The sequence below is a fragment of the Aneurinibacillus danicus genome (assembly GCF_007991215.1).
Classification (GTDB): domain Bacteria; phylum Bacillota; class Bacilli; order Aneurinibacillales; family Aneurinibacillaceae; genus Aneurinibacillus; species Aneurinibacillus danicus.
Window position 1 is genome coordinate 1 of sequence record NZ_BJXX01000116.1, and the last position, 11,615, is coordinate 11,615.

At 45.0% G+C, this 11,615-nt stretch carries 11 protein-coding genes; 4 read left to right on the forward strand and 7 right to left on the reverse strand.

Annotated elements, in window-relative coordinates; all coding sequences use genetic code 11:
• Positions 1 to 169: 169 nt before the first annotated feature.
• Both ADA01nite_RS12555 and ADA01nite_RS12560 read left to right on the forward strand, forming a co-directional pair.
• Positions 170 to 1,630, forward strand: a complete 1,461-nt coding sequence (locus tag ADA01nite_RS12555; protein ID WP_146810359.1) for an MBOAT family O-acyltransferase — start codon at positions 170 to 172, stop codon at positions 1,628 to 1,630.
• Positions 1,605 to 2,627 (forward strand): hypothetical protein, encoded by a 1,023-nt coding sequence (locus ADA01nite_RS12560; protein ID WP_146810361.1) that lies wholly within the window; start codon positions 1,605 to 1,607, stop codon positions 2,625 to 2,627. Before ADA01nite_RS12555 ends, ADA01nite_RS12560 begins: the two co-directional genes overlap by 26 nt.
• 20 nt (positions 2,628 to 2,647) lie before the next feature.
• Here ADA01nite_RS12560 and ADA01nite_RS12565 read toward each other — a convergent pair whose 3' ends face one another.
• Both ADA01nite_RS12565 and ADA01nite_RS12570 read right to left on the reverse strand, forming a co-directional pair.
• A complete protein-coding gene (locus ADA01nite_RS12565; RefSeq protein WP_146810363.1) occupies positions 2,648 to 3,295 on the reverse strand; it encodes a 7-cyano-7-deazaguanine synthase in 648 nt (215 codons plus the stop codon).
• Positions 3,286 to 4,572: a PfkB family carbohydrate kinase gene (locus ADA01nite_RS12570; protein ID WP_146810366.1), complete on the reverse strand. Its 1,287-nt coding sequence runs from the start codon at positions 4,570 to 4,572 to the stop codon at positions 3,286 to 3,288. The genes ADA01nite_RS12565 and ADA01nite_RS12570 overlap by 10 nt, the downstream gene beginning before the upstream one ends.
• Positions 4,573 to 4,608: 36 nt before the next feature.
• Between ADA01nite_RS12570 and ADA01nite_RS12575 the strand changes: the two genes are divergently transcribed.
• Positions 4,609 to 5,301 (forward strand): 8-oxoguanine DNA glycosylase, encoded by a 693-nt coding sequence (locus ADA01nite_RS12575; RefSeq protein WP_146810368.1) that lies wholly within the window; start codon positions 4,609 to 4,611, stop codon positions 5,299 to 5,301.
• On the opposite strand, the gene ADA01nite_RS12580 is transcribed toward ADA01nite_RS12575, so the two are convergent.
• Together ADA01nite_RS12580 and ADA01nite_RS12585 are read right to left on the reverse strand one after the other, a co-directional pair.
• Positions 5,286 to 6,158, reverse strand: a complete 873-nt coding sequence (locus tag ADA01nite_RS12580; protein WP_146810370.1) for a hypothetical protein — start codon at positions 6,156 to 6,158, stop codon at positions 5,286 to 5,288. The genes ADA01nite_RS12575 and ADA01nite_RS12580 overlap by 16 nt on opposite strands.
• Positions 6,155 to 7,594 (reverse strand): AAA family ATPase, encoded by a 1,440-nt coding sequence (locus tag ADA01nite_RS12585; protein WP_146810372.1) that lies wholly within the window; start codon positions 7,592 to 7,594, stop codon positions 6,155 to 6,157. Before ADA01nite_RS12585 ends, ADA01nite_RS12580 begins: the two co-directional genes overlap by 4 nt.
• A 108-nt stretch (positions 7,595 to 7,702) precedes the next feature.
• Here ADA01nite_RS12585 and ADA01nite_RS12590 point away from each other — a divergent pair, with 108 nt between their 5' ends.
• Positions 7,703 to 8,749 (forward strand): sulfatase-like hydrolase/transferase, encoded by a 1,047-nt coding sequence (locus tag ADA01nite_RS12590; protein WP_218029561.1) that lies wholly within the window; start codon positions 7,703 to 7,705, stop codon positions 8,747 to 8,749.
• A 113-nt stretch (positions 8,750 to 8,862) separates the two neighbouring features.
• Here the strand turns inward: ADA01nite_RS12590 and ADA01nite_RS12595 are convergent, their stop codons facing one another.
• From ADA01nite_RS12595 to ADA01nite_RS12605, 3 genes are all read right to left on the reverse strand, one after another.
• Positions 8,863 to 9,177 carry a hypothetical protein gene (locus ADA01nite_RS12595; protein ID WP_146810373.1) on the reverse strand — a complete coding sequence of 105 codons (315 nt, stop codon included), beginning with the start codon at positions 9,175 to 9,177 and terminating at the stop codon, positions 8,863 to 8,865.
• A 204-nt stretch (positions 9,178 to 9,381) separates the two neighbouring features.
• Positions 9,382 to 10,428 (reverse strand): Fic family protein, encoded by a 1,047-nt coding sequence (locus ADA01nite_RS12600; RefSeq protein WP_146810375.1) that lies wholly within the window; start codon positions 10,426 to 10,428, stop codon positions 9,382 to 9,384.
• Positions 10,429 to 10,566: 138 nt separating this feature from the next.
• The gene (locus ADA01nite_RS12605) at positions 10,567 to 11,493 is read right to left on the reverse strand and encodes an SLAP domain-containing protein (RefSeq protein WP_146810377.1); all 927 of its coding nucleotides are present in this window, start codon (positions 11,491 to 11,493) and stop codon (positions 10,567 to 10,569) included.
• Positions 11,494 to 11,615: the final 122 nt, after the last annotated feature.

Sequence of the window (11,615 nt, forward strand, 5' to 3'; positions counted from 1 at the left end):
ATCTTCCCCATCATTTTCATGTCGGGATTGTGGCTGAGACGCCATGGTTGTTTTCTGCTTCGTCATCTTCGCCTGTTTTATGGTAAAATAAAAAAGATATTTTGCATAAGGAACGAGACGCGCCGCCTGTGTCTCGTTTTTCAGTTTCGTACATAAGGATGGACGTTCTATGTTATTTCATACGGCTGAATTCTTTTTTCTGCTTATCATTACGTTTGTGCTGTATTATTTGTTTCGCAATGCCCGGCTCGTCCTGCTCGGTGTCGCCAACTGCCTGTTCTATGCGGCGGCGAGCTGGGGGTTTCTCGGACTGTTTCTTGGCGTCTCGTTTATATCTTACCTGATTGCGCGCCAGATTCCGCGCGGACGCAGCCGTTTCTGGCTGACGCTTGGAATCATCATGAACGTCGCCAACCTTGCGTTCTTTAAGTATTCGATGTTTATTATCGAGAACCTTGAGACGGTTACCGGTCTAACGCTGGTTGCCAGGGACGGCTTCTGGTCTACTATCGTGCTGCCGATCGGAATCTCGTTCTATACCTTCCAGCTTATCGCGTACCTGGTGGACGTCTATAAGGAACGCATCCAGCCGACGAATTCCTATCTGCGCTTCTGGGTGTTTATTGCCTTCTTCCCGCACCAGCTGGCCGGGCCGATTATGCGCGGACACGAATTTATGCCCCAGGTGGAACAGACACCTAATCTGACATTGACGCCGACGCACTTTAAATACGGTGTCTATCTCATTTTATGGGGGCTGGCTAAAAAAATTCTTATCGCCGATCAGGTCGCACCCATCGTTAATGACTATTTCAAAAGCCCGGCCGATTTGACGATGGCGGAAGCATGGACCGGCGCGTACCTGTTCGGGTTCCAGATTTACGCCGATTTCTCCGCCTACAGCGACATGGCGGTCGGGCTCGGCTACCTGTTCGGTTACCGCCTGCCGATGAACTTCCTCAGTCCGTACATCAGCGCCAACGCGACTGAATTCTGGCGGCGCTGGCACATTACGCTGTCCAGCTGGATTCGCGACTACATCTATATTCCGCTGGGCGGCTCACGCAAAGGGCGCATTCGCAAAGACGTGAACCTGCTTACGGCCATGCTGATCTCCGGACTGTGGCATGGCGCGATGTGGACGTTTGTCATCTGGGGATTCCTGCACGGCCTCATGCTTGTCGTTCATAAATGGTATGCAGACGGGCTGAAAAAGCTACTGGACCGCCTGCCTTCTCCGCGTGCTGCGGTCTCCCGCATCATTTCTTGGGTCTATCACGCGGTTGCGGTGTTTATCTTTTTCCAGCTTACCACAATTACGTGGGTGTTTTTCCGGGCAGAGGGTGTGCAGGATGCGTTTGATTATATCGGTGCGATGTTTGATCCGGCAGGCTGGGCCAACTTTGCGCAGCAGGTGGCTTCCCAGGCGTCGTATCTGTGGCTTGTGATGATTTTGTATGCCGTGCACCTGCTGGAGTATGTGGTGCGCCGCCATGAGACAAGCATCGCTTCCTGGTGGCACCGCCGGGTTCCGGCGCCTGCCCGCGGATTGGTGTACGCTCTGCTCGTATTTGTAGTGATAGCGATGATTAAAGGTGAAAAACATGACTTTATCTACTTCCAATTCTAGTGAACAAACCAGATCGCTGCGTCGGCGCCGCAAACCGTCCTGGTGGATGAGAGGGTTCATCTGGGCACTGCTGTTCGTCGTGCTGTGTGAAGCGTTCCTCTTCCGTAACCCGGCGCTGTACGGCATAAGCCCGGTCAGCTTTATCGGCCAGATTACTGATGTAGAGAAACGCCTTGAGGCACAGGACACAGAGAAAATCAAATTGCTGGTACTGGGTGACTCTCAAAGCATGGACGCGCTGCGCCCGCCGCTGCTGGCCGCCCGCTACGGACTGAAACCGGATGAAGTGTTCAACTTAAGCGTCAGCGGCGGCAAAGCGGTCGATATGCTGCACCTGTATGAGCGGCACAAAGACAAGATGCCTAATCTTCAGCGCGTGATGATCTCAGTCAATGAGCATCAGCTCAATAGCACGACCGATCACGCGGACAATAAGTTCCGCTACCATGCGACGCTATGGGAACGACTGCAGGTGCCGCATGTCGAAGAGAAAGCGGACCTGGCATTCGGCTGGCTGCTGTATTCATACGGACTGCGCGAAGTATGGACCCAAATGTGGAAATTGTACTGGGAAGGCAAGCTGCCGCAGCAGCCCCGCGATAAATACGCTTATAAGTGGGGACTCCCTCCCGTAGAGGGGCGGGATGCGAAGCATTTTGGTCCGAACTATGCAGCGGAAGTGGCGAAGCGCTGGATGCCGGAGTACCGCCTTGAAGGTGCCCAGACACAGGCGCTGAAACGCTTGATGGGCGAGCTTTCAGAGCATGGAGTACAGATTACGGTGCTACAACTGCCCCGTACCCAGGCGTTTGAGCATGTGATGAAGACACAGTATGCAGCCGAGCAGGCCGCTTATCGGCAATTCATTGACAGTGTAGCGAAGCAGCATAATGGCGAATTCGTGATTATCCCACCGACGCTGGATGATTCGTATTTCCGGGACGCAAACCATGTGAATAAGAAAGGTGCGGAAAAAATAACGGCAGAACTCCCTTGAGGGCTCTGCCGTTCGTTCTCTCACCCTTTAAAAACATTATTAAGCACCCGTTGCCTCTCTATACAAGACGCACACACACCACAGGAACGATAAATTCCCATATTACAAGATACGGTAGCATGAACAGGAACATCTAAATCCGCAGCTATCTTTGTAATCTGCCCCTTATCCATATGAATGAAAGGAGCATAGATACGAATGGCGCTATTGCCGCTTGAAATCGTAATCATCTCCTGTGCCTTCTGCAAAAATTCAAGTGTACAATCGCTGTACCTTAACCTACTTCCGCTGTAAATTCCTAAACCAATTGTTGATATCCCTAAAGAATGCGCATACATCGCCGCCAGTGTAAGCAAGAAGAGATTGCGATGCGGGATGAACTCTTCCGCAAATGCCTGTCCTTCATCCTTAATAACAGGAAGCTTTTCTTCCTTATTCATCATTTGACTTCCATTTAAAAACGCAGGTATAGGCACTACCGCTCTCTTAACGGGTACGTCATAGTGCTGACCTAGCTTCTGTACAGCCTCTTCTTCTAGTCGATGCGCTCTCTGACCATAATTTATATATAACGGAAAAACATCATACTGATTTTTTTGACATAGCGCCAACAACGTTGTTGAATCAACACCGCCTGAAAAAAGCAGCACCATTGATTTTACTTCCATACACTTCCCCTTAAATTATTTCGAATCACTCGTTTTAGTTCTTCCACATTCCGAACAACGACAGACGAATGGGAAATCATATTATTTACCGCTTTTATCATTGACGTCTGCAAACAATATACAGGTTTCCCTAACGCGTAAGCGTATCCGATTTCCCAGAGCGTTCCCTGATCATCATTATCAGTAAGGGCAACTACAATATCGCAATTCTCAATTTCGATGATATCCCGCAAGAAAATCTCTTTCCGCTCTTCCCTGCTTGTATATTCATTAATAATGCCGGCATCTCTCGAAGGAGAGAAAACCTGAAGCCCTTCCTGTTCCAACTGTTCGCATATGAACTCTACCCAGCGCAATTCTAAGTCGGAGAAGAAAGGCGCTGCCAGATAAACCCGTGGAGAGAGTCTGGCATTTCTCTTTCGCTGCCCGCTCTTCCACTCCTGAATATTTTTCTCTCTCTCCAAAAAAGACGGATCCGGAAACTCGTGCTCAATTATCTTAGCCGAAACATAAGAAGCCATATCCAAGCTTGTCTGAATGTCCGCTCCCCTCATCCGCTCGCTTAAATAGACAACATTAAAACAATCACCCGCTCCAATCGGACAAACGGGCACAGCCTCATATGACAAGGCATATAGCAATTCATCTTCATCGGTATATATGAACGAACCATTTACCCCATCCTTGACCATAACGTTCCCCTTATAAAGTTGGCGAAGCCTGGAAAGACAATGCTCTACCTCTTTATAACCGCACAGCCCTTGCAACTCCTGTTTATTTAGGAATAAATACGACAAATAGGGGAACAGCGGCTCTATCTCTGAAATATCTTCATATGTAGATTGGGGATCAAAAGCAAGAACAGAAACACTCTGTTTACAAGCAGACACAATGCTTATTATGATGTCCATCGGTAAAGGATAGAGCAAAAGAACATCCATTTGCTTAAATTCATCCGGTATCTTCTCAAGCATATATTTTTGGTCTTTAGGAATGTATATTTTTGTATCTCGCTTATCGTTAGCCTGAGCCTTCATAATATATTTAGTCGTTCGAGACGAACTAATTATCCCCTGTACACACACTCCGCTTTCCGCTAAAGTAGAAGTCATGGCTGGCGCCAGGTCCTCCCCGATCCAGGTCAGCAGAGACGTATCGTTTCCATACATAGCGGAGACTTGGGCAGTGAAACTGCCTCCTCCTATTCTGACCGCAGCACGGCCTGACGAATAAAGCAAGACATCTTCCACCGTTTCTGAGACAATGCCCATTTTCATACCAGCAATTTCCTCCCTTCAAAAGGATGTGTACTTATGAATACAGGAATCAAAAAGCTTATATCTATTTGGACTACATATTCACTACATACAAACAAAAGAAAAAATAAATCGTTGACTCCGGAACAAATGCATAATGAACTGTTTTTTTGCTTACTTGGCGGCTATGGAATTCCGTACGAACTTAACCAATCCGCTTTCGAGATTTTACAGCAGAAAGGCTTATTCCAGCTTAAGTATTATCAAACATTCGAAAATCAAATGATAAACATACTGGAAAGAGAGCTTATGATGTCTCAATTCGCCCCCCGGACCCGGCAGGGAACGTTTCGAAAGTACCGCTACCCTAAAACAAAGGCTCGTACGATTTTTAAAGCGGCACAATGGCTCCTTCATGATAACCAAAGGAATTTACCTGCTATTTTAAGAGCAATACCCGAGGAAAAAGCGCGAAGAGCTAAAATCATGGAATGCCCTGGAATGGGGATGAAAAGCGCCAGTTGGTTCCTCCGTAATACCGGATATGCTACCTCACTGGCTATTGTCGATGTACATATCTTTCGCTTTCTGACATTTTACCGCTTTATTCCACAGACCTATTCTCCCTCCAGGAATTACGAAGAAATCGAGGACGTCTTCAAGCGAATTTGTCACGTAGCGAATGTCCCTGTTGACGAAGGGGATTTAGCTTTATGGGAGTGGATGCATCGCAACTACCGAATCTTATAATCATCATGCTCGCTGGAGCTTAAATATCTGAGAAAGTAAATCGTTTCTTCCTTCTCTTCGTACTCGATACGGTCGCCTCTCCGTCCCCCCACGTATAGGCGACCGAATTTCTTCTCATCAATTTTACTTGCACTTTGAATGTTATAAATTTTAACGGTTAGCGAATCGATGACATCCTGAAATACCGCCTCTTGATGTCGACATTTTTCCAAAGTTTTGGTGAATTCTTCCGTGATAACATATTCCCATACATGTTCGCTGTAGCGAGGATGTTGTTGGTAATACTTTAGGTAATATCCACGGATTAGCTTTCTGAAGTGTTCAGGTGTGTCACGTTCGCCAAACTCCAGAAAGCTTACGCACCAATCGTCTTCATCGGCAAGAATGGAAAGCTCATAGCTGTGCTTCGGGGTAATTACATCAAGAAAACGCCTATCGCGAAAGTTGTCATGCTCGTATGTGAGAAGATACTTAAAAGAATCCTCATTTTTTATCAATGATAGTAAAGCTGTCATGAAAGGTTCTCTATCTTCTTCAAAGCCTTCTCCGCATAGATCCGGCTGTATTGTTATATCATCTACCGAATGGCGAGAAGACAATTGAATGCGGGGAAACTTGGTAATAAATTCGAAAAAAAGATGGGTAAACGTGCTTAACTCAGGATATAGCGGACGGTTCCACGGAAAGCGGGAATATAAACGTTCTGCCTCCCTATCGAGAACAAGTTCAGAACACGCCATTTCCTGAAGCCAGTCCATATGTAAAAAGCAGCTTTCCATAAGCTGTTGTCTATACTGAGCTTGCTCATATTCTTCCGTCGACCAGAATAACAATCGCGGATCGAAAGTGCAAATCATCCCCTTCTTCTCCTCTCCATCTGGGCTTTGAACAACTCCTTCAATTCTTTTTCGCTTTGGTCGAAGAAGCCTGGTGGCCAATTCTGTATAATTCCCAACTCGTCAATGATAAGCTCCTGTAACTTTGCTCCTTTCCCGCCAGGATTCACCACAAAAAACATCCCGATTTGCTCCTGCATTTTTCCCTGGGCATCCTCTACGATTCTTCTCCGCAACCGATGAATCATATGATCGCTATGCGTTTCAACAATGACGGAGACTCCTTTCCTTGCTAAACAAAGCATGAAATCCCCCAGTACGGATTGCGCATAAGGATGTAAATGCACTTCAGGCTGCTCTATGATAAATAAAGAGCCCTGAGGCAAACGAAGTCCTTCAACAATAATTGGAAGAAGTTGGCCAATACCAAATCCCACTCCGGCCAGGTTAACAGGAAGCTCAGATTCTGTTCCGGCGGTTAAGTAAACATGAAGAACTTTTTCATGCAGTTGATCAGTATTCGCTTCCTGCGTTATTTTAAATTGCTCTGAAAGCCAATGGTTTACAGCCTCTGCTAACGTACCTTCTTTCTGCTCTGCTGTAGGTGAAGTAAAATATGTAATGGGTTTATTTTTTTCTTTATTAAAGAAGTATGCCGCATAATGGCCGGAACGGTCCATTTGTTTTGGTACGTTAGTATATTGATAGAGCCGTTGAGGTTCACCGCGCAGAGGACCTATATAACTTACCTGTTGAAGAGCATAAGCGATAAGATCTGACACAGCATGGGAATAAAAGGAAGGAATTTGCCCATAATTACCGGTATAGCCTCGAAATATTCCATGAAATTCAATAGGGAATAGGCCACTAAATTCTACTTCGCAATTGGAAAAGTTTTTTTCGCTAAAACGATTTGCATTCTTGATTTCTTCAGGCTCATTTTCGATTGTAATATCATACTTTCCACTGCTAAGCCGTTTGACTTTCAACTTTGACTTCACACATCTTCCACTCTTCGTGTGAATTTTGTAGGTAACCTTATATGTACTAACACAAATTTCATCTTGAATCTCTTTAAATCCAAACGATAACAATAAATCTACACGGCGAGGCTCAGAAGTGATGCGATTCACAAATTTATGAATCCGGTTTATAAAAGAATGTTTGTAATTTTGTTCTTGTAAATCATATGAGATCTCTAAGGTGAATGTAATCTCCTTGTCTATATCATAGTTATATACAATTTCTTTAAAGCTTCCCAGAGATACATACGGTCCATCAAGCATTAATTGCGGATGTTTCTCTTCAAATGTTTGCTTAAGCAATAGCAACGCCTGAAGTAGTGTCGTTTTACCGGTACTGTTAATGCCTGTTAATACGTTCAGCCCTTTTAAAGGCAACTTTACCTCTTCGGAAAAAGATTTAAAATTAGATACCGCAATTGAGCGTACAATCATTTTGACACTCCATTCTTTTCGTAAACTTCCTTCTTCTTATGGTACAATTATAACCAAAACAATTTATTACTTATAGATATTTTGCGAAAAAGCAAAGGGGGGCATGGCATGGGAGGATCAGGATCCGGTTGGCCTTCTCCGGGAAGGCCGAACCTTACTTCGGATGCTGTTGAAATCATAGAAGAACAGGGGCATAGAAACGTAATTATCATTATGGCAGACGCCCTGGGAGCTGACTATCTATATCAGTACAGAAAAAGTGCTTCGATAGAAGGAGTTCTTGCTGTTAACTTTGATTTTCTCACTCGTGAAGGGGTAAAAATTAGCGATTGTCTCGGTGCTCGCCCTCCCCATACGGAAACGGGTATTGCACGCATGTTCTTTGGTCGAGATATTATTCTTGATCATACGCAAGAACCTTTTCTACAAATTGAACGTTTAGTGCAAGACTCTTCTCAAGATCATTTGCTCAAGCTCGCCGTTCAGCATAATAAATTTGTCTTTAATCTTCTTCCCCGCTCCGATTCGGCATGGTTGACCCAAATTAATATTCCACGTCAGAAGCGACTCGACATCTTATTATGGGAATCTTGGAAAGATCAATCCAATCTGCTCACGAATCATTCGCTCGAATTTAAAATCGAGCCGAATTTTCCTCATCTAAGAAAGCTTAAAGATCAGATAAAACACAGCTATCCAACTGATATATCTCAGACTCCTTTTGTACAGCTCAAAAATCTCAGTCAATGGGTGCACAATACCAGTCTCACCGTGATAAAGCATCTTCTAAAAACAGAGGCAGACGGCATTTTTGCTTTTATTCACGACCCTACGCTCGAATTTTTGGGCCACTGGTGCGGCGAACAAGCCTATCGAGAAGGAATCATATGGACAGACGAATACCTGGGCAGACTTATTGCACAATTGCGAGAACAAGGAGTGTATGATAACACGTTGATTCTCTTAACAGCTGACCACGGCATGACTTTCCGCACAAAGGATCAACTTGGGAATCACGGAGATTTCTATTCACGTCCGGAAGTAAAATACGTTCCTTTTATTTTCAACAAAAAAGTCCCTATTTCTAACGTCATTACAAGCCATGCTTCCACTCTTGAAGTCGCAAAATCATGGCTTGAGAACCTCGAAAAGTGAAAATCGAGGTAAAGGTGACGGCCTTTTTCTTCACTGGATCTTCTTTCCTCTTCCCTTTCCCCACGATTTTCACAAAAAACGGCAGAGCTTGCTTGAGAGTTCTGCCGTTTCTTTCATTGCTGTTTGATTTTGAAAATCTCCCGCTCATGTTCACTAATTTTCATGTCATAAAACTGCAAATCTTGCTTAGTAGCCGCACTTTCCCGCAAGCCGGTTATCTTTCTCTTTATCCCGGCCACCTCATGCTGGATAGAATCAATGACTGCCCGCGTCTCAAGCTGGTTATCACGGATGTCATTCTCATCCCAAGAAGTTGTTTTCTTTTTCGCGCGCTCAAGCAGATACTGCAAAAAATCAAAAGCTGTTTTTTTATCAGAGTCACTCAATTTTTCAATCATTTCATGCAGCAATTCTTTTTCGATAGCCATATTGTCGCCTCCTAATCAATGTTATAATGTCCGCGACCATACTATTGGCGTTCATTTTCTTCATTTCTATTATAGCAAAATTCGCCTGTCAGCGGTTCATCATCCGGCTCTGCCTTTTCTCCATCGCTTCCAGCATGCCGGATTACTCATTGCTCACACTTCTAATTGTTTACAAATAACTTCACAATCCTCTACCCATACTACCTACTTTACTTTCCATCTTGTGCCGGGTCCAAACCCAACCCGCTCAATAATCCCTTCATCACTCATTGCCTTAAGAACAGCATTAATGGTTGGCCGCTTAATATCGGGGCAACGCTCTTCAATTTCCCGCACCTGGAAGGGAACGATAAAGCTCATCACCATTTCTCTTACCCGCTCTGTTTTCTGACCTCTGGTGCTTGCAATGACTCCTACGCGACTTTCGAACTCACGATATGCCTTTAAAATTGTACCAAGAAAATACTCCAGCCACGGAAGGATGTTATGCTGCCCTTCGTGCCAGCCAATTGAAGATTTATATAAGGTATCGTAATAACTATCCTTTGTTTCTTCGATAATTTTCTCTAAAGAAATAAATCGTCCTACATTATATCCTGCTTGATACAGGCAGAGGAGAGTTAACAGACGAGCCATCCTTCCATTTCCGTCACGAAACGGATGAATGCATAAAAAATCTAAAATAAAAGCAGCAATAATAATAAGTTCATGCGGATTTTTTTCTTCCATGGCCAGGGAGAAATTCTTACACAGGTTATTCATCGCTTCATCGGTGAGGATAGCCGGTGTCGGTTTAAAACGAACATGAACCGTTCCATCCGGATGTTTTTCTGTAATCTCATGGTCATTAAATTTCCACTTCCCTCCCTCTCCTGGCGAGAAAGAATATAGCATTTGATGCAGTTGTCGAATTACACTCGGTCGAATCATAATATCGGATGCTGAACTATGAATAAGAGAAAGTACGGAACGGTATGCGGCCACCTCATTTTCAGAACGATTTTGTGGTGTTGTTTTTTCTGCCATTATCTCTTTTAGCCGCTGATTCCTAATCACAATGCCTTCAATCCGATTGGATGACTCTGTACTTTGAATGGTGGCAACCTCCTGTAACTTTCTTAAAACCTGAGGAGATTGCTGTTCGTACAGGCTTTGTTTTCCTTTATAAATAGAAATGTCAGAAATCAAACGCAAGAGATTTGAATTAATCACCAAATGGTTATGTAAAAAACTGTTATTAAAACTAGACATCAAACTTCCTCCAGCACTCTTTTTCTCATATCACTCAAATATTCTTATATTTTATAATACAAAATATAAGAAAAACACAAAAACGACGGAACGTATAAAACGTCCCGTCGCTTTAATCACAAGTTCCTACCTATTAACCTACTTCTTTTCTACCTCAACCAGCCACTCGCTCAGATCCGGATTCTCTTTCTGCTGCGTATCTTTATCATACGTCAATGTCCAGCGCGTCACAGACTTTGGAGACAGCTTCACCTGCGACATATCGAGCGTCCGCGACGCCACCACGTCGCCCGCCGCATCACGTAACGTAAACACCATCGCCTTGTCCAGTGCCACTTCCTCGCTGCGCCCGTTGCGCAGGAACAGCTCGGCCACCAGACTGCCGTCTTCCGTATAATTCACTGTCGTTCCGATGAAATTCACCTGGTTCTCCGTCTGCTCAATCGCGCGTTTAATCTCATCAATCACCTGCTGGTCGCGCTCTTCAATATACTCTGACATCGAGAACTGGTCCGCCGGTTCGAAATCAACCTCCGACACCTGCGTCTGAATCTCGCCGTTCTCCATATGGAAGCCGACCGACCAGGAAGACAGATCGGCCTGCGGCACCAGGAAATCGCTGTATGGAAAGACGAAACGCCACGGCATCGCACTGTGCGCCGGCACCACGCCCGCCTCGCTCATATCGAACACGCTGCGCGCAATCGTATTCTGCGCCGCATCCTGCAGCACCAGCGGCACGCGCGTTAGCGCAATGTCCGCATCCATATTATTACGCAGCACCGCAAGCAGCGACAGCCCGGTCATATCCTGTCCGATTTTATATCCATCAATCGAAAGCTTCCCTTCCGCCACTTCCGGCAGCTCGCTCAGGAAAAACTGCATCACATACCGGTCCTCCTGGGCGAACTGGCTGTCGAATTCTTTCGGAAAATAAAGCCCCATCACCGGGCGGACTTCTTCCGTTTTCTCAGGTTCGGCATGTTCTTCACCCGCTGCGGGGGCTTGTTCGACTTCCTGCTGTTTCGCTCCAGAAGAACGAAGTTTTTTAAAAAACGAAATCATAAGCAGAATCCTGCTCCGAGAATCATAACAATTTGGAGCAGGACACCTCCTTTCTATAACCAATAAATTTTATTGAATCTCCATAGCAATCTACAATTTTTAACACTATATCTTTTTAAAAC

What these genes read in the sequence shown, in the direction of transcription:
- ADA01nite_RS12565 (WP_146810363.1), bottom strand. Translation starts at nt 3,295, where the DNA reads ATGGAAGTAAAATCAATGGTGCTGCTTTTTTCAGGCGGTGTTGATTCA.
- ADA01nite_RS12605 (WP_146810377.1), bottom strand. Translation starts at nt 11,493, where the DNA reads ATGATTTCGTTTTTTAAAAAACTTCGTTCTTCTGGAGCGAAACAGCAG.
- ADA01nite_RS12575 (WP_146810368.1), top strand. Translation starts at nt 4,609, where the DNA reads ATGAATACAGGAATCAAAAAGCTTATATCTATTTGGACTACATATTCA.
- ADA01nite_RS12600 (WP_146810375.1), bottom strand. Translation starts at nt 10,428, where the DNA reads ATGTCTAGTTTTAATAACAGTTTTTTACATAACCATTTGGTGATTAAT.
- ADA01nite_RS12570 (WP_146810366.1), bottom strand. Translation starts at nt 4,572, where the DNA reads ATGAAAATGGGCATTGTCTCAGAAACGGTGGAAGATGTCTTGCTTTAT.
- ADA01nite_RS12590 (WP_218029561.1), top strand. Translation starts at nt 7,703, where the DNA reads ATGGGAGGATCAGGATCCGGTTGGCCTTCTCCGGGAAGGCCGAACCTT.
- ADA01nite_RS12555 (WP_146810359.1), top strand. Translation starts at nt 170, where the DNA reads ATGTTATTTCATACGGCTGAATTCTTTTTTCTGCTTATCATTACGTTT.
- ADA01nite_RS12560 (WP_146810361.1), top strand. Translation starts at nt 1,605, where the DNA reads ATGACTTTATCTACTTCCAATTCTAGTGAACAAACCAGATCGCTGCGT.
- ADA01nite_RS12580 (WP_146810370.1), bottom strand. Translation starts at nt 6,158, where the DNA reads ATGATTTGCACTTTCGATCCGCGATTGTTATTCTGGTCGACGGAAGAA.
- ADA01nite_RS12585 (WP_146810372.1), bottom strand. Translation starts at nt 7,594, where the DNA reads ATGATTGTACGCTCAATTGCGGTATCTAATTTTAAATCTTTTTCCGAA.
- ADA01nite_RS12595 (WP_146810373.1), bottom strand. Translation starts at nt 9,177, where the DNA reads ATGGCTATCGAAAAAGAATTGCTGCATGAAATGATTGAAAAATTGAGT.